20 protein-coding genes and 1 pseudogene are annotated in these 21085 nt (G+C 63.3%); 12 read left to right on the top strand and 9 right to left on the bottom strand.

The features are described 5' to 3' along the window. Positions 1–15 precede the first annotated feature (15 nt). The 3 genes from catC to FYJ92_RS18810 all read left to right on the top strand — a co-directional run bounded on the left by catC (position 16) and on the right by FYJ92_RS18810 (position 2626). Positions 16–294 (top strand): muconolactone Delta-isomerase, encoded by a 279-nt coding sequence (gene catC / locus FYJ92_RS08135; RefSeq protein ID WP_185263386.1) that lies wholly within the window; start codon positions 16–18, stop codon positions 292–294. A gap of 66 nt (positions 295–360) precedes the next feature. Further along, a complete protein-coding gene (locus FYJ92_RS08130; RefSeq protein ID WP_185263385.1) occupies positions 361–1656 on the top strand; it encodes a benzoate/H(+) symporter BenE family transporter in 1296 nt (431 codons plus the stop codon). A gap of 781 nt (positions 1657–2437) precedes the next feature. After that, complete coding sequence (locus tag FYJ92_RS18810) at positions 2438–2626, top strand: hypothetical protein (protein ID WP_219729690.1); 189 nt, start codon at positions 2438–2440, stop codon at positions 2624–2626. A 35-nt stretch (positions 2627–2661) separates the two neighbouring features. Here the strand turns inward: FYJ92_RS18810 and FYJ92_RS08125 are convergent, their stop codons facing one another. From FYJ92_RS08125 to FYJ92_RS08115, 3 genes are read right to left on the bottom strand one after another with little or no spacing between them, the layout of a single operon-like run. Continuing rightward, complete coding sequence (locus FYJ92_RS08125; RefSeq protein WP_185263384.1) at positions 2662–4209, bottom strand: glycoside hydrolase family 32 protein; 1548 nt, start codon at positions 4207–4209, stop codon at positions 2662–2664. Next, positions 4206–5312: a LacI family DNA-binding transcriptional regulator gene (locus FYJ92_RS08120; RefSeq protein WP_185263383.1), complete on the bottom strand. Its 1107-nt coding sequence runs from the start codon at positions 5310–5312 to the stop codon at positions 4206–4208. The genes FYJ92_RS08125 and FYJ92_RS08120 overlap by 4 nt, the downstream gene beginning before the upstream one ends. A 21-nt stretch (positions 5313–5333) precedes the next feature. Further along, positions 5334–6566, bottom strand: a complete 1233-nt coding sequence (locus tag FYJ92_RS08115; protein ID WP_185263382.1) for a Gfo/Idh/MocA family protein — start codon at positions 6564–6566, stop codon at positions 5334–5336. Between the two features lie 156 nt (positions 6567–6722). Here FYJ92_RS08115 and FYJ92_RS08110 point away from each other — a divergent pair, with 156 nt between their 5' ends. From FYJ92_RS08110 to FYJ92_RS08080, 7 genes and pseudogenes are all read left to right on the top strand, one after another. Beyond that, complete coding sequence (locus tag FYJ92_RS08110; protein WP_185263381.1) at positions 6723–7667, top strand: carbohydrate ABC transporter permease; 945 nt, start codon at positions 6723–6725, stop codon at positions 7665–7667. Positions 7668–7679: 12 nt separating this feature from the next. Then, the gene (locus tag FYJ92_RS08105) at positions 7680–8582 is read left to right on the top strand and encodes a carbohydrate ABC transporter permease (protein ID WP_185261561.1); all 903 of its coding nucleotides are present in this window, start codon (positions 7680–7682) and stop codon (positions 8580–8582) included. Between the two features lie 73 nt (positions 8583–8655). Then, positions 8656–9996: a sugar ABC transporter substrate-binding protein gene (locus FYJ92_RS08100; RefSeq protein ID WP_185261562.1), complete on the top strand. Its 1341-nt coding sequence runs from the start codon at positions 8656–8658 to the stop codon at positions 9994–9996. Positions 9997–10092: 96 nt separating this feature from the next. Further along, positions 10093–12285, top strand: coding sequence for an alpha-galactosidase (locus FYJ92_RS08095; protein WP_185263380.1), 2193 nt, complete (start codon positions 10093–10095; stop codon positions 12283–12285). 801 nt (positions 12286–13086) lie between these two features. Beyond that, positions 13087–13695, top strand: a complete 609-nt coding sequence (locus tag FYJ92_RS08090; RefSeq protein ID WP_185263379.1) for a helix-turn-helix domain-containing protein — start codon at positions 13087–13089, stop codon at positions 13693–13695. After that, on the top strand, positions 13695–14324 hold the full coding sequence (locus FYJ92_RS08085; RefSeq protein WP_185263378.1) for an RES family NAD+ phosphorylase: 630 nt from the start codon (positions 13695–13697) through the stop codon (positions 14322–14324). Before FYJ92_RS08090 ends, FYJ92_RS08085 begins: the two co-directional genes overlap by 1 nt. 212 nt (positions 14325–14536) lie before the next feature. Continuing rightward, positions 14537–15174: pseudogene (locus tag FYJ92_RS08080) on the top strand (NADPH-dependent F420 reductase). A gap of 117 nt (positions 15175–15291) precedes the next feature. Here FYJ92_RS08080 and FYJ92_RS08075 read toward each other — a convergent pair. The 5 genes from FYJ92_RS08075 to FYJ92_RS08055 form a co-directional block, all read right to left on the bottom strand. Continuing rightward, positions 15292–16398 (bottom strand): NAD(P)-dependent alcohol dehydrogenase, encoded by a 1107-nt coding sequence (locus FYJ92_RS08075; protein WP_255482346.1) that lies wholly within the window; start codon positions 16396–16398, stop codon positions 15292–15294. A gap of 32 nt (positions 16399–16430) precedes the next feature. Next, complete coding sequence (locus tag FYJ92_RS08070; RefSeq protein ID WP_255482345.1) at positions 16431–17480, bottom strand: aldehyde dehydrogenase family protein; 1050 nt, start codon at positions 17478–17480, stop codon at positions 16431–16433. Positions 17481–17578: 98 nt separating this feature from the next. Next, positions 17579–18415, bottom strand: a complete 837-nt coding sequence (locus FYJ92_RS08065; RefSeq protein WP_185263377.1) for an IS3 family transposase — start codon at positions 18413–18415, stop codon at positions 17579–17581. Between the two features lie 52 nt (positions 18416–18467). Then, positions 18468–18758 carry a transposase gene (locus tag FYJ92_RS08060; RefSeq protein ID WP_185263376.1) on the bottom strand — a complete coding sequence of 97 codons (291 nt, stop codon included), beginning with the start codon at positions 18756–18758 and terminating at the stop codon, positions 18468–18470. 114 nt (positions 18759–18872) lie between these two features. Continuing rightward, entirely contained in the window at positions 18873–19028 is a 156-nt protein-coding gene (locus tag FYJ92_RS08055) for a hypothetical protein (protein ID WP_185263375.1), read from the bottom strand. A 272-nt stretch (positions 19029–19300) separates the two neighbouring features. Between FYJ92_RS08055 and FYJ92_RS08050 the strand changes: the two genes are divergently transcribed. Together FYJ92_RS08050 and FYJ92_RS08045 are read left to right on the top strand one after the other, a co-directional pair. Then, positions 19301–19732, top strand: coding sequence for a DUF309 domain-containing protein (locus tag FYJ92_RS08050; protein ID WP_185263374.1), 432 nt, complete (start codon positions 19301–19303; stop codon positions 19730–19732). Between the two features lie 124 nt (positions 19733–19856). Continuing rightward, on the top strand, positions 19857–20675 hold the full coding sequence (locus FYJ92_RS08045) for a DUF1206 domain-containing protein (protein ID WP_185263373.1): 819 nt from the start codon (positions 19857–19859) through the stop codon (positions 20673–20675). Between the two features lie 161 nt (positions 20676–20836). Here the strand turns inward: FYJ92_RS08045 and FYJ92_RS18955 are convergent, their stop codons facing one another. Continuing rightward, positions 20837–20989: a hypothetical protein gene (locus tag FYJ92_RS18955; protein ID WP_255482449.1), complete on the bottom strand. Its 153-nt coding sequence runs from the start codon at positions 20987–20989 to the stop codon at positions 20837–20839. Positions 20990–21085: the final 96 nt, after the last annotated feature.

Here is a 21085-nt window from a genome sequence, read left to right as displayed (position 1 = left end):
CCATCAAGGAGAAAAATGTTGTTTTTGGCCCGTATGGACGTGCACTTCCCAGCGCACCTCTCCGCTGAGGACGTCACCCGCATGCAGGGGTTGGAGAAAGAATATTCCCAGGCCCTGCAACAGGAAGGGCGCCTTGCCTCAATCTGGCGAGTGGTCGGCGAGTACGCGAACTGTTCGGTGTTCGACGTCGAATCCAACGACGAGCTGCACCAGATCCTGAGCAGCTTCCCGATGTACCCCTTCATGAAAATTAAGGTCACACCGTTGGCCAAGCACCCGAACTCCATCCGCTGAGGATTCTAAGGCACTACAGCGACCTTGCTCACGAAGCTCCACCCCCGTCATCGCTCAGGAGACCTCATGCCCCGCGCCCCAAGGGCCGCACCTCTGACCATCGGATCGCGAACCGGCCCGGGCCATGGAGCCCACCCACGCTTCGAACGGCCCACGCTCCGTCCGGCCGGCCTGCGCGACATCCTGCGGGACATCCTGCGGGACATCGGCCCACACTACGCCTCGAACGGCGTCGTCGGACTGGCATTCTCCGCATCCGGGCCCGTAGCAGTCACTCTTACCGTCGGCTCGCTCGGCGGACTGACAGAGGCCCAGCTCGCATCCTGGGTCTTCGCCATCTTCCTCTCCGCCGGCGCGGCGACCCTGGTCATGTCGCTGATCTATCGCCAGCCGTTGGGCTTCGCCTGGTCCATCCCAGGGACCGTGCTGTTGGGGCCGTCGCTGCAGCATCTGTCGTTTCCCGAAGTCGTAGGGGCGTTCTTCTCCGCCGGAGTGCTGATTCTCGCCCTCGGCTTATCCGGAGTAGTCCGTCCAATCATGGCCGCGATCCCCGTTCCGATCGTCATGGCCATGGTTGCCGCCGTGTTCCTGCGGTTCGGGACGGACATCGTCTCCTCCACACGGGCCGACCCCGCAGTGGCGGCACCCATGGTGGTGGCGTTCCTTGTTCTCACCGCCGTGCCCTCCCTGGGCCGACGCCTCCCTCCGGTACTGGGTAGTTTGGCGGCAGGCGTCGTAGCCGTCGTGCTCAGTGGCCGGTTCGCGATGTCCCAGGGCGGACCGATCCTGGCCATGCCCGTGTTCACAGCCCCCGCGTTCACGTGGGCCGCACAACTGGAACTCGTGATCCCGTTGGCGCTCACGGTCCTGGTGGTACAGAACGGACAAGGCACAGCTGTGCTCCGGGCCGCAGGACACCAGCCTCCGATCAATGCCTTCGCCATGATCTCGGGCGTCTTCTCACTGCTCAACGCCACACTCGGCGCGGTCTCCGCCTGTGTCACTGGGCCCACCAACGCCCTGTTGACCGCCTCCGGACAGAAAAACCGCCAGTACACGGCCGCGGTGATCTACGCACTGCTATCCCTGGTCTGCGCCCTACTAGCGCCCACACTCACCCGCCTCATGCTGGCCACCCCCGAAGCTTTCGTTCTGGCCCTGGGGGGAATCGCCATGATGCGTGCCCTCCAACAGGCCTTCGTGACCGCTTTTGCCACGAACTTCACCCTGGGAGCTTTAGTGACTTTCGTCGTAACCATCTCCGGCCTGGATCTGTTCAACATCCATGCCGCTTTCTGGGGTGTGCTCATCGGCTACGCCTTGTCCCGCCTGCTCGAGCGACAGGACCACGCCGCGACCTGACGCGGTCGTGGTAGCCGCAGAACCCCCTCGGCCCATCACCGGAATCACGCCGTGGTAGCCCCAACGCTCCAACCAGACGGCCCTTGAAGCTGCGAAGGGTGCTGGCCGTCGTAATTTCAAGGCAAGGCCACGATTCGACCCCGTCAGTACCGGTGGGCCTAGCTAAGACCGCCAAAACCCAGACAGACAGGGGATGGTAACAACCGACTCAGCCCAGGACGACTGGACGCCGGTGGCGGCATCCGACAACTCGAAGATGTCGTTTGCCCGCGGCCGGAGGCGAAAGCGCGCGAACCCGCACATTTGCGTGATGCGTTTGGTGACTTGCCGAAGACCGTGCGCGTGTCCGCACTTTCTTCGGAAATTTGTCCGCACACAGGGGTTCAAATGCTCCTGAGCTGTGACAACACTGCTCAGCTGCAGGCGTGGCGCGGTCCCACATCCCTCCGACGCCGTGTCGGGACTCTGTCGGCTGTGCCCTCGGGCTGCATGCCAGGCCTGTGCCGGCAAGCAGCCACGCCGACAGGGCATTGATCGACGTGGCGATCCCACAGCCCCATAGCGCATGCGTCCACCGCAGGGCTTCGCGAACATCTCTTCGCAGGGTCATGTCGGAACCGCGGGCGGATGGCATGGAGAGGTGACAGCGCGAGGTCGCGGAGCACAATCCGAAATGAGCTTCCACGCCCGGCCTCCCCCAGCAGGTCATATCAGAATCGTCGACGCAGAACATGGATACGTGCCATCACAATCCGGACGAGCAGAGGAAAGGACCAACGAGATGGCCAGTTGGGCAGCCGATCAAACCGTCACGAGGCGAGGGACGCCCGATTCCCTCCAGGTCATGTCGCATGGAACGTCCAGACGCATGAAGTGGTGCCGGCAGACCCTGCAGGTCAAGGGGGTGGACATTGTCCACACGGTGTCTGTTTCGGGGTGGGCGGCCGACATCCACGAAGACACACTCTGAACCTTGGCAAGCCTTACTCCTTGGTCAGTTAGGCGCTACCGGCTCATGACCAGTGGCTCTGCGATTCGCACCGGTGGCTCCGCGGGTCGTGTCACTTTCAGAAAGGGGGCGGCGGCGGTCCCCCCTTTTGCGTAAAGCGACAGGCTGGTGCTGTCCGGCCTGGGAAATATAAGCCCTGTCATGGTGACCTGGCCGTTTTGGGCGAAGACTTCCACTGAACAGCGATCGATGAAGAGGCTGAGAGTGTATGACCCGTCGGAGGCCGGTTTCAGTGGGGCCGTATCGGTGGAGGCAAAGGCGTCATGGAATTCCGTGTTGCCGGAGCTTGTCCGGTCCATGATGAGCCGGTTCTCGGAGGGGCGGATGCCGATGCGTGTTCCGTCGGTGCCCTTGCCTCGAATGATGAGTCCGAATTCCTCTGCGGCTCCCGGGATGAAGGTCACGTCGATTATGTCTACCGGTGCTCCGGCGTCCAGCTGGCACGTTCCTTCATCTATTTCAAGATCAGACCAGGCGCTCACCAACTGTGAGTTGCCCTTTCGATATTCGTCGGCGACCCGTTGGGACAGCCGGGGCTGGCCGTGGTCTGTGACCAGGGACATTTCGCGTACGAGAGACATCGAACTGCGCCACGGCCAAGTCGGGATGACGGCCCCATATTGCCAGTTGTTCATCCAGCCGACCATAAGACGGCGCCCGTCGGGTGCGTTGTTGAAAGACACGGCCGCGTAGTAGTCCCGTCCCCAATCGAGCCAGTGATAGGCGTCGAGCTCGCCCGCTTGGCTGCCGCCGTCGGTGACGGTTGTTTCGGATGTGAAGGCCACACCGTCGAATTGGCCGACAAAGTATTGGCCCCCTGACCCGCCATTGGGCCCGCCGGGGTTGAGATTCACGGTGAGAATCCACTTGGTCTGCTCTTCATCGCCGTCTAACGGCAAAGGGAAAAGGTCAGGGCACTCCCAGACGCCGCCGGTGGCGTTGGCGGGTCCGAAGCTGCTGAGGTAGTGCCAGTCCCTAAGGTTATCGGAGCCATAGATGACCACCTTGTGCTCGTTTGCTTCGACGGCCACCATGACCCAATAGCTGCCCGGAGGCCCGTCGTAGCGGAACACCTTCGGATCGCGGAAGTCTGCGGAGTTCCTGTCGAGGACGGGGTTGCCCTGGTGCTTGGCCCAGGTGTAGCCGCCGTCGGAGCTCCAGGCCAGGGACTGGGCCTGTGTGCCCCTGCGGGCTGAGCTGTCTTTGTAGGCACTGGTGTAAATTGCCACCAGTGGGGCGGTCTGCCCGTTGCCGAGGCCGCTGGTGTTGTGCTGGTCGATGACGATGCTGCCGGAGAAGATGTCCTCTTCCGCGTCGCAGAGGATGGCCACGGGCTGCTCGTCCCAGTTGACCAGGTCCACCGAGGTGGCGTGGCCCCAGGACATGTTGCCCCAAACGTTCCCGAAGGGGTTGTTCTGGTAGTAGAGGTGATAAATGCCCTCGTGGTAGACCAGTCCGTTCGGGTCGTTCAGCCAGGTGTTTTTGGCCGTGTAGTGGATGGCGGGCCTGAAGATGTCATCCTCGTGGGCGGAAGTGGCAGTCATGACGTTGGGTGCCTTAATGGGTAATCGGTGGGGTACGCCGCGGGCGTGTGGCAGCCGCAGGATGCGCGGAATACCAGTTCGGCGGGGAAGATTTTGGTGTGGGGTTCTTGTCCGGGCCCCGAGGCTAGGAGGGCGTTCAGGGCGCCCTGTGCCAAGTCCTTCAAGGGCTGGGCGACTGTGCTGAGCCGGGGCCAGGTGTATTCAGATTCGGGTGCGCCGTCGAAGGAGAACACGGCGAGGTCCTCCGGTAGCCGGAGGCCGCCCTCGTGGAGGGCGCAGAGCAGGCCCGCAGCCTGCTGGTCGGAGCTTACGAATACGGCGGTGGGCCGCTCGCTGCGGGCCAGCAGCTCCTGTCCGGCACGGTACCCGCCCTCGCGGGTAAACGGCACCCGAATGATCGGGCCCTCCGTGAGGCCGGCAGCCTGGATGCCCTGCTGCCATCCGACCTCGCGTGCGTCAAGCTCACTGTCGGCATTGCCGCCTATGACCAGCCCGATCCGTTCGTGGCCGTGGCTGATGAGGTGCTCGACCGCCATGCGTGCCCCCTCCCGGAAGGCCACTCCAACGGCATAAGGACCGCGGCCCCCCGCACCGTCTTTCTTCACAGCGGGACTGCCTGCCGTGGCGAGGTCGGCGGGGTGGTTCAGGAGCACAACGGGAATGTCTGACTGTTCAAGGTCCATCAGATCAGGTTCGAACAGCACACTGGAGAGGAACAGGCCGTCCACCCTCCGTGCGGCGAAGTTCTTGATCAGGCGGCGCTCTGTGCGCAGCGAGTCCTGGGAATCCGCCAGCAGGAGGGTGTAGCCCCGCTCGGCCGCGGCGTTTTCGACGGCGCGGGCGAGCGAGGCGTAGAACGGATTTATGGCATCGGGGACGATCATGGCGAGCATCTCACTGGAGCCCAAGGCAAGTGCCCGGGCTGCCGCGTTGGGCCGGTAACCCAGCGCCCTGATTGCCTGCCGCACCTTGGCCTCGTTCGCAGGAGAAACGGCCCTGGGCCCGCCGTTGACCACGTAACTGACGACGGCGGGGCTGACCCCTGCCAGCCTGGCGACATCGTCGCGTGTGATCGGCTTGGCTTGTGAGGTCGGGTGCGGCATGACAACCATGCTAGCGGCGTTTCAGTTGGCGGACTCGCGAAGTACCGGGCGGGGCAGCCCTGCCGGGGCGTCGCCGAAGTCGGACACCGGCAGGCGTTCGCCGCCGCGCAGGGCGGACTGGTGGGCAACGATGCCGGGAAGGGTATAGCGGGCGGCTTCCCAGGCGTTGACCGGAGGCAGGGTGCCGGTGTTCATGGCGGTGACGAAGTCGTCCACGAGGAAGTGGTGGCTGCCCTCGTGGCCGTTGGGCAGGCCGCGGAACTCTGCCGGCAGGCGTCCGGCGTCGTGCACGGATGCCATGCCGGAGATAAAGGCATCACGCAGTGCGGGGGCGACGTCGGCCAGCATGGGGTCATCCACGTCCATGGTGGCCTGGGTCTCGAGCTGGTCACTGATGTCGGTCACGGCGTGTTTGTCCTGCCAGACGCTGACCAGGGCGAGCTGTTCCATGCTTGCCTCGGTGCCGAAGTAGCGGAAGCGGCTCTCGCGCAGGTGGGAGGGGTAGCCCACCCTGCGGAACTCGTTGATGCGCATGGACCCGCCGCCGGCGAGTTCGAACAGGGCGCTGGCGTTGGAGAAGTCGTTGTCGAACATGCTTACCTCGCGGTCGAAGACGCCATCGCCGCGCTCATCCCGGTAGCCGATGCAGCTGACGCTGACGGCGTGGGAGCCGGTTGCTCCGAGCACCCCGCCCACGGAGTGGGTGGGGTAGAGCATGGGCGGGTAGCTGGCGGTGCGCTTCCAGTTATCTCCGCCGCTGTACTGGTAGGCGTCGTAGAAGCCGAGGTCCATGTCGTGGACGTAGTCGCCCTCCGCGTAGAAGATTCGGCCAAAGGCACCCTCGGCATTCTTCTTGCGGGCGAATACTGTGGCGGGGTTGTAGTAGCTGGTCTCGCCCATCATGTACGTCAGCCCGGTCTCCCGGACTGCTTCGATAATTTCTGCGATCTCCTCTTCGGAGATCGCCATGGGCACGGCGGAGTAGACGTGCTTGCCGGCGCGCAGCGCCTGCACCACCAGGGGTCCGTGGGTCCAGCGCTGGGTGAAGATCGCAACGGCGTCGACGTCGCTTTCAAGCATTGCCTCGAAACTCTCGAACGTCCCTGCCGCGCCGGCGCTGCTGCTTTGGGTCTCTGCACGATCAGTGATGAGGTCGGTGAAATAGATGTCTGAGATTCCCGGGTGGGCAGCGAAGAGCTTGGCGAACACGCCTGCGAACTGTCCTGCACCAACGATTCCAATTGAAGAAGTCATGGAAGAAAGTATGCGCATGGAATCTACGCGCGTCAAGGTCTTTCTTTGGCCCAGCAGTAAACCTGCGTATTCCAGCGAATGGGTATTGCATTTTCCGTTGCAACGCGCGTAGAGTTGCGGTCAATTGTTACCTACCTCACAGGAGAGGGATCAAAGATGACCACAATTACCAAGCACCCACCCGGCGCCACTCACAAGGCGCCCCAGGGTTCAAGCCGGGGCCGTCGCAGGGCCAAACTGCGTGACGTCAGGATCGCGTTTCTGTTCATCCTGCCGGCGATGATCGGCCTCGTGGCCTTTAGCTTGGTTCCCACCGTCCGCGGCGTCTACCTGAGTTTCACCGAGTACAGCATCCTCGGAGAGCCCAAATGGGTCGGCGTCGACAACTACACGGCGATCTTCAAGGATGAGCTCTTCTGGAATGCGATGGCTGTGACCATCCAGTACGTCGCAATCAACATCGTCTTCCAGACAGTCATCGCCCTCGGCCTGGCGGTGCTGATGCACCGCGTGGCTAAATCCACGTTCATCCGGGGAGCGCTGCTGCTGCCATTCCTGGTGGCCAACGTGATTGTCGCTCTCCTGTGGTTCTGGATGCTCGACTACCAGCTGGGCATCGTCAACGAAATCATCAGCTGGCTAGGCGGTCCTCGGATCGCGTTCTTCGGAAGCGAGCAGTGGGCCATTCCCACCATCGCATTCGTCAACGTCTGGCGCCATATGGGCTACACCGCTCTGCTGATCTTCGCCGGCCTCCAGTCCATCCCCCACCACGTCTACGAGGTCGCCTCACTCGACGGGGCTTCCCCAACCAGGACGTTCTGGTCCATCACGATGCCGCTCCTTCGTCCGGTCCTGGCACTGGTCCTGGTGGTCACCGTCATCGGATCTTTCCAGGTCTTCGACACCGTCGCAGTCACCACCGGCGGCGGTCCGGTCAACGCCACCCGCGTCATCCAGATGTACATCTACCAAAAAGCCTTCGGCGAATCGGACTTCGGCTACGCCTCCGCCCTGTCCGTCATTCTCTTCGTGATCCTTGCACTCGTGGCCTTCCTCCAGATGAAGTTCCTCAAAGGCAACGAATCGGATCTGGACTAAGGAACCCCAGCCATGACCACTCAAACACTCACCACACGAAAAGCCCTCGACTGGCACCGCATCGGTGCGTGGGCCGTCATCGCCCTCGCACTGGCCCTCACCATTTTCCCGTTCCTCTGGATGCTCCGAACGGCCCTCTCCAGCAACCACTCGCTGGCCTCCAACTCGGCTAATCTCCTGCCGGCCGACTTCTCCTGGGGCGCCTTCAAGCGTGTCTTTGGAATGCAGACCACAGAAGAGGCCATCGCCGAAGGAGGTTCCGGGGCAGCGATCGACTTCTGGCTGTACCTGCGCAACTCGATACTTTTTTCCACAGTGACTACCGCAGGCCAGGTCTTTTTCAGCGCACTTGCCGCCTACGCCTTCGCCCGGCTCCGCTGGCCCGGGCGTGACGTGGTCTTCTCCGTGTTCCTGGCCACCATGATGATTCCGGGGATCTTCACCGCGCTGCCCAACTTCCTCATGATCAAGAACCTGGGTCTGCTGAACACGTTCGCCGGCTTGACACTGCCCTTCCTGTTCATGTCCGCGTTCGCCATCTTCTTCCTGCGGCAGTTCTTCCTGAGCATGTCCCGCGAAGTGGAAGAGGCAGCCATGCTCGACGGGGCCAAGAGCCTGCGTATCTTCTTCCAGATCGTCTTGCCCAACGCCGCCGCGCCCATGGCAACGCTCGCGCTGCTGACGTTCATCGGCCAGTGGAACGAATACTTCTGGCCCCTGCTGGTCGGCAACGACGAGAGCATCCGCGTCCTCACCGTGGGCCTTAGCGTCTTCAAGTCCCAGTCCCCCCAGGGCGCCCCGGACTGGTCCGGACTCATGGCCGCCACCATCGTTGCGGCAGTGCCCATCCTCATCCTGTTCATCGCGTTCGGCAAGAAGGTGGTCAACTCCATCGGATTCTCCGGCATCAAATAAACCGCCAACCCCAACCACTCACCCTTACCAACTCCCCTCCGGGCAACCTCATGCCCTGTTCGAAAGGTCCAACATGAAAAAATCCCTCGGCGCAGTCGCTGCCGCCGCAGCCATCGCCATCTCCCTCTCCGCCTGCGGCGGCGGATCCACCACCGCCGGTGACGCCAAAGGCGAAATCGACTATTGGCTGTGGGATTCCAATCAGCTGCCCGCCTACGAGCAGTGCGCGGAAGACTTCACCAAGGCCAACCCGGACATCAAGGTCAAGATCACCCAGCGCGGCTGGGGTGACTACTGGACCACCCTGACCAACGGATTCGTCGCCGGAAACGCCCCTGATGTCTTCACGAACCACCTCTCCAAGTACCCCGAGCACGCCGACAAGAAGCAGCTCCTCGCCCTCGACGACGCCGTCAAGAACGACAAGATCGACGTGGACATCTATAACAAGGGCCTCGCCGATCTGTGGGTGGGCCAGGACGGTAAGCGCTACGGCCTGCCCAAGGACTGGGACACCGTGGGCCTGTTCTACAACAAGGCCATGACCGACGCCGCCGGCATCACGGCCGAACAGATGGCCACCCTGAACTGGAACCCCACGGATGGTGGCAGCTACGAAAAGGCCATCGCCCACCTGACCGTTGACAAGAACGGTAAACGCGGAGACGAAGCCGGCTTCGACAAAAACCAAGTGGCCGTCTACGGCCTGGGTTTGGAGTCCTCGGGCTCGGGCCAGGGCCAGACACAGTGGAGCTTCCTGACGGCCACCACCGGCTGGACCCACACGGACAAAAACCCCTGGGGCACAAAGTTCAACTACGACGACCCCAAGTTCCAGGAAACCATCGCCTGGTGGGCCGGGCTGGCGGACAAGGGCTACATGCCCAAACTTGAAACAACGGTAGGCGCCAGCATGCAGGACAACTTTGGCGCAGGAAAGGCCGCCATCAACACGTCGGGCGACTGGACGACCGGCCAGTACACCAGCTACAAGGGAGTGGACACAGGCATCGCCCCCACCCCGACGGGACCGGACGGCAAACGCGCGTCCATGTTCAACGGCCTGGCCGACTCCATCTACGCCGGCACCAAGAACCCGGCCGCATCCGTCAAATGGGTCGAGTACCTCGCCTCGACTGACTGCCAGGACGTCGTGGCCTCCAAGGCCGTCGTCTTCCCCGCCATCACTTCCTCGTCCGAAAAGGCCGCCGCGGCCTTCAAGGAAAAGGGCATCGACGTCAGCGCCTTCACAACGCATGTCAAGGACGGCACGACGTTCCTGTTCCCGATCGCGGACAATGCTGCCAAAGTTGACGGCATCATGAACCCCGCCATGGACGCAGTGATCTCCGGCAAGGCCCCGGCCAGTTCCCTCACCCAGGCCAACGAAAAGGTCAACGCCCTCTTCAAGTAGGCCACCCGCGTGACCGGCTGTGCGCCGCGGGCATCGTCTTGCCCGCGGCGCACAGCCTAGTTTTTATTACTCCCACCCTTTAGAAGGACTGTATTTATGGACCCCCTGCATCTCCGTTCCGCCGGCACCAGCCTGGTGATCAGCTTCGACAGCCGGGAGGCCGAGGTCATCCACTGGGGCGCGGATCTTGGCAGCACGCTGCCGGACCTCGCTATCCTCACGGCCGCTATCCCGCCGTCATCCATCGACGCCAATGTGCCTGCCGGCCTCCTGCCGCAGGCATCGTCCAGTTGGCGCGGCCGTCCCGCCCTCCGCGGCCACCGCATCACCGACGGCGTCTCCGGCCTCGATTTCTCAGCCCGCCTCCGCGTCGTGAGCGCCGGTGCCCAGGGGACTTCCGCCATCATCGTCCAGACCGATGCCGACGCCGGCCTCACCGTCTCGTCCGCACTGACACTGCACGACGGCGGCCTGCTGGAGCTGCGCCACACCCTCACCAACGACGGCGCCACACCCTATCAACTCGACGAACTGGCCACCGTCCTCCCGGTGGCGCCCGACGCCGTCGAACTCCTTGACCTGACCGGGCGCTGGTGCCGGGAACGCCACCCGCAGCGCCGCCCCATCCAGCAGGGCACCTGGGTCCGCACCGGCCGGCACGGCCGCACCGGACACGATTCCTCACTGCTCTTCGCCGCCGGCACCGCAGGGTTCGGCAACCGCCACGGGAAAGTCTGGGCCACGCACCTGGCCTGGAGCGGCAACCACGAACAGTTCGCGGACAGCATTGGCGATGGCCGCACCATGATCGGCGGCTCCGAACTCCTGGGCCCGGCCGAGGTCATCCTCGCACCCGGTGCCAGCTACACCACACCGGCGCTCTTTGCCGCGTACTCGGACCACGGCCTGGACGGCATCAGCGAGGCGTTCTACACCTGGTTCCGATCCCGCCCCCACCACGTGCTCCCCGCAGCCACCACCGGCCTGCCCGCCGGCAAGCCCCGCCCCGCAGTGCTCAATGTCTGGGAAGCGGTCTACTTCGACCACAACCTGTCCACCCTGATCGAACTGGCCGACTCCGCCGCCGAACTCGGCGTCGAGCGCTTTGTCCTCGACGACGGCTGGTTCCGCGGCCGCCGCGACGACCACGCCGGCCTCGGCGACTGGTACGTCGACGAAACCCTCTGGCCCGACGGCCTCACGCCCCTGATCGACGCCGTAACCTCGCGCGGAATGGAATTCGGGCTCTGGGTGGAACCCGAAATGGTCAACCTGGACTCCGATATTGCCCGCGCACACCCCGAATGGATCGTTGGTCCATCCGTCCACAGCTACAAGGACGGCGGCCGCCTGCCCCTTGAATGGCGGAACCAGCATGTGATCGACCTCGTGAACCCGGACGCATGGCAGTACATTTACGACCGTGTCGACGCCCTGCTGCGCGAGAACAACATCAGCTACCTCAAATGGGACCAGAACCGGGACCTCCTCGAACACGGCCACGGCGGCCGCTCCTCCGTCCACGAACAGACCCTTGCCGCCTACCGGCTCTTCGACGAACTCCGCAAGGCGCATCCCGGCGTCGAGATTGAAAGCTGCTCCTCCGGCGGCGCCCGGGTGGACCTCGGCATCCTGGAACGCACCGACCGCATCTGGGCCTCGGACTGCAACGACGCCCTGGAACGCCAGACCATCCAGCGCTGGACCGGCGTCGTGGTTCCGCCTGAGCTGGTGGGCGGACACATCGGCCCCACCACCTCGCACACCACGGCCCGTACCCACGACCTGTCCTTCCGCGCCATCACCGCCCTGTTCGGCCACTTCGGCATGGAATGGGACGTCCGCAGCGTCCAGGGCGCCGAGCGCGAGGAACTCAAACGCTTCATCGCCCTCTACAAGGAACACCGCGCCCTGATCCACTCCGGGCGCATGGTCCGCGCGGACATGTCCGACGATTCCCTGATGCTGCACGGTGTGGTGGCCCCCAGTGGTGCCACACAGGGAACGACGGCGGCCCTGTTCGCCCTGGTCAGCACCGGCACCGCCTTCGCAGAACAGCCGGGACGGATCGCCATCCCCGGCCTGGAACCTGACCGGGACTACCGGGTGGAAGCCATCTTCCCAGCCCCGGCAGATGCAGACTACGCCAACACCTTCACCCAGGTCCAGCCCCCGGCCTGGCTAGCGGACGGCGCAGTAGCCCGCGGCCGATTCCTGGCCGAAGTGGGCCTGCCCATGCCCGCCCTCAACCCGGAACACGCACTGCTGCTTAAAATCATCGCCCTGTAGCAATGGGAATGACTGCCCCGACGTTCCCCGATGTCCGGAGCCGCCGGAACGTCGGGGTAGTCTTCGCCCAATGAGGATGTACATGAAATTTCTGGTCACAGGTGGCACCAGGTACATCGGTTCGCACACAGTCTTGTCCCTGCAGGAAGCGGTCATGTAGCCCACTCCGTGAACGACAATGAAGTGGTAACACGCACCAAAACCATCGACCAAGTAGGCAAGCAGCCGCCGGCGACAGCAACGGCCACCAACAAAAAAGGGTCCCCGGAGGGGCCCAAATGTGAACAGTTTGTGCACACTTAGAGGCCCGCAAGCCTCTGAACAGGGAAAACACGTGCCCGAGGTGGGACTCGAACTGCATTCCAGCCCCTGCAAACACTGAACTCCCCCGAAAACATCACCAATCCGTCCCGAACCGAACCCGGGACGACCCGATCCGAAGCCCAGGGTGTGCACATTGTGCACACCCTCTTTTCTTTCCACCGTTGCCGGCGGTCAGGCTCCAGCCCAGGCGCAGTGCACATGCCCATGTCCGATCCCACGGGAAGCCGGCGAACCCCGTCCAGTGCCAAGCTCTGGTCACATTTCATCAACAGATCACCTCCTCCAACATTCATTAGCCTGCGCCCGAACCACTGCATGACGGGCGCTGCCCAGCTGACCGAATTAGTGGACTTCTACAACTACGCCCCTGAGGTTTTCCCAATGACTAAGTCCCCCGAGGACGCACTGCGGAGGGGCGACTCCTTCCCACAATTAGCGGCACTGGCATATACTGTGCGTTAAGTGAAAGGAGCCGCGATGACCGTCAAGGACTCGAAGACCCGGACCAAAGGAAATGCCCGCACGCAAAGCGTGGAGGAGTGGTTCTCACACACGTCCCTCTCGTTTTCCCCCGCTGAACTGATCGACGCCCTGGAGGACATGCAGAATAAGCTCTCGGGCGCCGACCTGCCAGCGCGGGACCGCACCTTCTGGGAGACTCATTCGGGGATTTCCGCCACTCAGAAGGACGTGGCACGCTCCTCGGCGAACAGCACCGCGGCCCGGGTGCTGACGGATGCCACGTCACACTCTGCCACGGACGTCGCAGACAGACTTGGCCTGTCGCCGTCCACCGTCAGGCACTACAGGGCGGAACGGAAGCTGTACTCCTATCTGGTCAACGGGCGCCTCGTTTTCCCGGACTGGCAGTTCACCCCCGCCGGCAAAGCCACGCCTCGCCTTGACGTGGTCCTAAGAGCCCTTCCGGAAGACCTGCACCCGCAGGCCGTGGCAGGGTTTTTCCTCACGCCACAACCTGACCTCCAGCTCGACGGAGAGCCTGTCACAGTGAAGGTGTGGCTGGAGGCCGGCGGCTCCGCAGAACCGGTCGTCAACATGGCCGCCGCACTGGCGGCCGGATATTGATGGCAGACCAGTACCCGCCCTCCGTTGATGACCTCAGGACACTCGGCTGCGAGACCGCGGTTCTGCCTGCCGGCAGTATCCTGTGGCGTGTGCACTTCACCTCATCGGCGTTCATCACACCCTGGAACAGGGTCCGAACCTGGGGTCCGGTCGTAAGCGCCCGATGGGAACCGCATCCTCTTCCCGAGGCCGACCACGCACCTCTTGGAGCCGCCTACCTCGGCGACGACGTGCTGACGTGCCTGGCGGAGGTGTTCCAGCAAACCAGGTTCGTCGACGTGGACCGGGACGACCCATACGTGACGGCACTCAAGACGACCCGTGACGTGGAGATCGCCGACCTTCGAGGGCTGTGGCTCACCAGGGCCGGAGCATCAGCGCAGATCGCCCTGCAGCAGAAAGACCGCACCCGGGCCTGGGCCCGAGCCATTCATGAAGCCTGGTCGGACCTGGACGGCGTCGTAGCTCCGTCCGCAATTGCCGGCGGCCGGCCGGTCACAGCGCTCTGGACTGACAATCCAATGCCCGCAGCCCCGGAGTTCTCCGCCCCCTTGAAATCCCCCGCTGTACTGAGAGACATCGTCGCCGCTGCCGGGATGATCGGATACCAGACCAGCGTCGTGCTCTAGCCGTCACCAGCAGATTAGCTGTATCCGAAATTTGGCACCAGTACCCGCGTTGACTCATCAAAGATGCCCGCGTAGCTGCTATCGAAGAATCATTTGGTAATGCCCGCGTAGCGGCGCGTCTGCTGGGGTGGTATCCGCTGGCCCGGCACTGTGAGCCATGGAGGTTTCGATGAGCGAACGCAAGGCCGTCACGAAGACCACTGCCCTCCGATATGCCCGGTCGGACCGTTGGAAACGGCACCATGGCTCGTGGCATTGCCACCCGCGCCCTCGCCGGCGGCCACACTATTGAGATCCTCGGACAAGACGGGACCAAAGCGCGGAAGCTTGCCACCGAGCTTGGCACCGGCGTCACCTTCGGCACGACGGACGATGCCCCCAGGGTGACATCGTGGTGTTGGCCGTGCCCTTCGACGCCGCCAAGTCGGTCGTCAGCGCCTATGGCGAAGCTTTGGCCGGCAAGACCATCGTGGACATCACCAACCCCGTGAACTTCGATACCTTCGATTCCCTCGTTGTGGAACCCGGCAACTCAGCCGCCGAAGAAATCGCCCAACTCACGCCGGTAGGTTCGAACGTCGTGAAGGCCTTCAACACGACCTCTGCGGGCACCCTGGTTGCCGGCGAGTCAGGTAGACAGCCGCTGGATGTCTTCATCGCCGGAGACAATGCGGGTGCCAACGCGGCCGTCAGCAACCTCGTCAGCGGCGGCGGCATGCGCCCGCTCGTCGTCGGTCCACTCAAACGCGCAAGGGAACTCGAGGGCTTCCAGTTCGTGCTCATGACCATGCAGGCAAACCCCGAGTTCGCCGATTTCAACTGGGACACTGGCCTCTTGGTCACCAAGTAGTTTAACCGGACGACAGCCCCCGGACACAGGAAGAGGACGACGGCGGGTACGCACCCGCCGTCGTCCTCTTCCTGCGTGAGGTTCACGAATCCTCGCCGTCAGGTGACTACCAGACTGCTAGAAGACAATGACAGGCTTGACGACCGTTCCATTGGCGGAGTCCTCGAAGCCCTGATTGATCTCGTCCAGGCTGTAGTTGCTCATCAGCTTGTCCATGGGGAAACGGCCTTCCTTCCACAACTCGATGAGCTTGGGAATGAACACCTGGGGCACGGAGCTGCCTTGGATCACGGTTTTGAACGTCCAGCCCTTGACCAGGGAAAGACCGATCTCAAAGGAGACCTCTGTTCCGGGCTTGGCGGCGGCGACCAGGGCCAAGGTGCCGCGGAGAGCTAGAGCGTCAGCTGCCTTGCGGAGCAACTCCGGCCGGGCTGTTGTATCAACGACGTAATCAGCTCCGCGGCCATCCGTCAGGCGAAGAATCTCTTCCGTGAGGTCCACGTCCTGGGTGTTGATGGTGTCCGTCGCCCCCAGTTCTTTGGCGAGGTCGAGCCGGGAAGTGTGGACGTCCACTGCGATAATGCGGCCGCACCCCGCAACCCCACCGGCCATTATGGCCCCGGATCCCACGGCGCCGGTACCGATGACCACGAGCGTGCTGTTCAGGGCGGGTTTGAGTTCGTTGAGGACGGCGCCGGCCCCGGTCTGGATGCCGCACCCCAGGGGTGCAACAACCTCGAGCGGGACGTCGGAACCGACACGGACGACGCTTTCCTCAACGACGTTGGCGTACGAGGCAAACGACGACTGGCCAAAGAAGTGGGAGGAAATCACTTCGCCGTCCTTGCTCAGCGCTGTTGTTCCGTCGGGCCTCCTGCCACCGAAGTCTGCCGCGAAGAGGTTCTCGCAGTACGCCATCTCGCCGGAGCGGCAGCGGTCACACTTTCCGCAGTAGGCGGCTGCGAGCAGGACATGGTCGCCCGGTTGCACGGTCGTGACGGAAGCCCCGATCTTCTCCACGACTCCGGCGCCCTCGTGTCCAAGCACGGCGGGCAAGGGTGTCGGATAGACTAGGTCACGCACAATCGCGTCCGTGTGGCACACACCCGTGGCCACCATCCGTACTAGCACTTCATTCGGACGGAGATCGTCCAGCTCGAGTTTTTCAATCGTGAGCGGCTGCCGGGGTTCACGGGCCACTGCTGCGGTTACCTGCATAGTCATGTCTTTCCTCAAGGATGGGTCAGGGGTTGGATTCAGAACGGGTACTGCTGGTCCGGCTGCTCCACCGTGATCCACTTCAGTTCCGTGAACTCGTTGATAACTGCCCTGCCATCGAACCGGCCGAACCCGCTGTTCTTCATCCCGCCGTACGGAGCCTGGGCCTCATTCTGTACAGTTGCTCCGTTGACATGAACATGCCCGGCCTGGATGCGCATGGCTACCTGCAGAGCACGCGTGCTGTCGGCCCCGAAGACCGCGGCCGCGAGACCGTATTCGGTGTCATTGGCCACCTGGACTGCCTCTTCAACGCCGGAAACGCGGACTACCGTGGTGATCGGGCCGAACGTTTCCTGATCGTAGATGGACATCTCGGGCCGCACTTTGTCGATGATGGTGGCAGGCATCGAAGCACCATCGGCACGCTCCCCGACAACAAGTTCTCCGCCCTTCGCGAGTGCATCATCGATCAATGCATTGATGCGCGCGCCAGACTCTTCGCGGATCATCGGTCCGACGATGCAGGTTTCGTCCGTGACGGGGTCTCCGGCGGTCAGCTGCGCTGCGCGGGCCGCAAACTTCGTAACAAACTCGTCGGCGACACTCTCATCGACCACAAATCGTTCGGTCGACATACAGATCTGGCCCTGGTAAAGGAACGACCCGAAGACAGCCGCGTTGACGGCGCCATCAATGTCGGCGTCATCAAGGACGACAAACGGTGCCTTGCCGCCGAGTTCAAGCAGTACCGGCTTAAGATAGCGGGCAGCTTTTTCGGCAATGATGCGTCCCACTGCTGTTGAGCCGGTGAAGTTGATCCGGCGGACCGCCGGGTGCGCGATGATGGCTTCCACCACCCGGTCAGAGTCCTCGGCCGTGCTTGTCAGAAAGTTCAGGACACCGGCAGGTACACCGGCCTCGTGCAGGACCTCCGCAATGATCGCATGGGTCTTCGGGCTGGTTTCCGAAGCGCGGAAGACCACGGTGTTGCCGCAAACGATGGGGTAGGCAATGGCCCGGGCTGCGAGCACGCCGGCTCCATTCCAGGGCGCCATGCTGACAACAACGCCTGCGGGCTGTCGCACCGTCATCGAGAGTGTGCCCGGCTTGTCCGTCGGAAGGGTCTCACCTTGAATTGAGGTGTGTCAAGGATGTGAGACAGCCGGTTGGTTTCTATTGGGGGTTAGGCGGCCGCGGGTAGCGGCTGGTTTTTGGTCTTGAAGTTGGCCATTGCTGTGGCCGGCGGCAGCCCCTCATTGTTGGTGTGGGGCCGCCAGCGGTTGTAGAACACCTCGATGTAGCGCATGGTTGCCCGGCGGGCGTCCTGGCGGGTGGCGAAGCTGTGGTGGTGGTAGAACTCGTTCTTCAGGGATGAGAACGCCGACTCGGCGACGGCATTGTCCCAGCACACCCCGGTGGCCCCCATGGACTGGCGGACTCTGTTGCCGGTGCACCAGGCGCCCATTTCCCGGGAGGTGTATTGGGTGCCGCGGTCGCTGTGGAAAATGGCATCCGGGGCCAGGTGTCCGCGGTCCCTGGCCATCGCCAGCGCGCCAGTGACCAGGGAGGCGCGCATGTGATCGGCCATGGCCCAGCCGACGACCATGCGGGTGCACAGGTCGATGACGGTGGCCAGGTACAGCCAGCCCTCGCCGGTGCGCAGGTAAGTGATGTCACCGACGAGCTTCGTGCCGGGGGTATCTGAGGTGAAGTCCCGGCCGATGAGGTCCGCGAAGACCTTGTCCGGGTCCGAGGGGATGGTCGTGCGTTTGAAGGCGCGCATCCGCTTGGCCGCCCAGCCGTTCTCCGCCATGATGGCAGCGACCGTCCCTACGGAAATCTCCACACCGGCGGCGGAGAGTTTGGTGTGGACCATGCGGTGGCCGAAGATCCCGTCGGAGGAATCGAACATCGCCTTTACCAGTCCGGTCAGCTCCCGGTGCCGGGCAGCCGTCGGTGATTCCTCGTGGTCCAGCCACCGGTAGTACGAGGCCCGCGGGACGCCCAGCCGGGCGCACATCCAGGTGATAGGGATTCGGCGTTCTTCTCCTGAACAAGCCGGTAGAGGTCCTCTACCATTGTTCTTTGGCGAAGAACGCCGAAACTTTTTTCAGGAAATCATTCTCCCGTTCCAGCTCCCGCAGCCGGGCCTCCAACGCCTTGTATTTCGCGGGATCCACGGGGTCATCAGGCTTGCCGCCGGAGCCGGCCTCTCCTTCCCGATGCAGCTGGACCCACCGCTTCAGCGCGGTCACGGAGATCCCCAGCTCGGGGGCCACCGAGGCGGGCGAACGGCCGGAGGAGATGACGAGATTCACGGCATCGGCCTTGAACTCATCGGAATAAGTGGGACGGGAAGACATGGGCACAATCCTTTCAAACTGTGTCTCACATCAGTAGTACACCTCATACACCTCACCTCAACCGAAGCGTAGCTGCGTACGTCCTGTCGTCGTGCGGCTTGATTCTTGTTGGGTTCAAGCGATTAGGGCATGCAGATCGACGGCGAAGAACGCGACGAGCGGCCAGAGAAGTATGGCAGCCAGACCTTCCAAAACATTGCCCGGGATGTTCCAGGCCACGAGGTAGCCGTGAGTTCCAGCAACCAGCAGTCCGATGACCAGATAGATCACCCCGATAAGACCTAGTCCGCGTCCGCCCAATCTGCGTCTGCCAAATCCGCGCATCATCACTTCTCTCCCAGTGTGGGGTGGGAGCTAAAGTATATTCCGCGCAGTCGGCTTTGGGTATGGACCGTGGCGACACCTCGCGTCTGGTGGATGAACACGCCGACGAGACCACCCAGCGGACTTTAGCGCGGTGACGAATGTTCGAAGGACCGGGGTCTTAGGATTGGGCGGATGAAGGTTAGTAAGGTCCACGGACGCCCAGGGCGGAAACTGCAATGACCGGCGACAGGGATCGGGACGCTTCAAGGCGCCCCCGGCAGGCCCTGCCACGTGACGCTCTTGGACGGCCGCTGCCGTACGGAAGCGCTGGCGTCGAACCGGTCTCGGAGGAGCCGCTGCCACCGGCGCAGACGTTGGTCTCGGCCCGGAGCCTGGTGGAAGCTGGCCGGCCCTTCGCCGCCAGTGAGGTACTCGAGGCCCGCTGGAAAGCCGGACCGGCCGAAGAACGCAACCTTTGGCAAGGACTCGCCCAAATCTGCGTCGGGCTCACCCACGCCGCCCGGGGTAACAGTGTTGGCGGGCACCGGCTCTTCGAGCGCGGTGCGGCCCGACTCGAGGAGTACGGTTCCGGCGACGGGCCGTCCTACGGGCTCGACTTGTCCGCCGTTGTGAATTGCGCGCGCGAGCGCATGCGCACCGGCCCCTGAGCCGGCTCCGGGTCAGTTCGTCTTCGCCGGCTCAGACCGGGCCTGTTTGAGCGTGGGTTCCCGTGGGAAAATAGGCGTGTTGCACACCACCGCATTTGCTCGCGCTGGCACTGAGGATCGGAAAATGAAGAAAGAGCTGAAGGACGCCGCGGACGCGGTGGAGGACGCATCGAACTCCAGGGCTCTCGTGATCGCCGCCAGGGCAGGTTTTGCCGTCAGCGGCGTGTTGCACGTTCTGACCGGGTCCGTCGCTATCCAGTTGGCCTCCGGCAAGGCTGGAGAGGCGGACCAGGGCGGGGCCGTCGCCCAGCTCGCCGGCCAGCCCGGCGGACTGCTGCTGCTGTGGACCGGATTCGCTGCCTGTGTGGCGCTGGCGCTCTGGCAAACCGGTAACGCCGTGTTCGCCTACGGTCAGCTGGAAGCCAAGAAGAAGGTGGGGAACAAACTTGCCGCCTCAGGCAAGGCGGTGGTGTTCGCCGTCATCGCGCTGACGTTCGCTGCCTCGGCAAGCGGAAACAGCAAGAACAGCGGACAATCCACCAGCGATTTCACGGTCTCAATAATGAAAGCACCCGGGGGTGCGTTCCTGCTGATCGCCATCGGGGCCGCGGTCGCCGTCGTCGGCATTGTCTTCGTGGTCCTCGGATGCAAGGCATCGTTCAGGAAGGATCTGCGGCTGCCGTCCTCGGGCACCGGCCGGTCCGTTGTGACGGGGCTGGGCGTGGTCGGCTACGTAGCAGAGGGCATCGCACTGTTTCTGGTGGGACTGCTGGTCATCATTGCCACAGTTAACGCCCACCCTCAGGAGTCCACCGGCTTGGACGGAGGATTGAAGGCCCTGCGCGAGCAGCCCTACGGAGTTTATATGCTGACCGCCGTCGGCGCCGGTCTGATCTGTTATGGCGTCTACCTGATGGTTAAGGCCAAAGTCGCGCGGATGTAAGCCGCCCGCCGACGCGGCCGGCTCCTGCTCCACTGACCTGGGGGAACGGCCGACCCGCCCGGGAGCCGCCAGGAGCGCGTCAGTCATCTCATGACCCGACGGGTACAGAATCACATGACGGCTCAGGAACCACGCAACCGGCAAGCGCACGAAACCGTCGACTAGCGCCTGACGAGATGCATGGCAATCAGCCCGGCGCTGACTTCAAGTGAGACATCGCCGGCGGCCACCCCCACCACGAGATCAAATGCCGTATCAGTGGTGAAGTCATGCCGGCAGCGTTGATCCAGAGCATCAGAACCATCAGCGTCCACGCCGTGCGTTTGTTGCCGTCGATTAGAGGATGGAACCGGGCCACCGAATCCAGGAGGACAGCTGCCTTCGTCGGCAACTGCGGATAGGCCTCCGCA

The organism is Pseudarthrobacter sp. NBSH8 (assembly GCF_014217545.1).
In the GTDB taxonomy this organism is placed as follows: Bacteria; Actinomycetota; Actinomycetes; order Actinomycetales; family Micrococcaceae; genus Arthrobacter.
The sequence above is the reverse complement of the archived record's forward strand: the minus strand, read 5'-3'. Positions and strand labels throughout refer to the sequence as shown.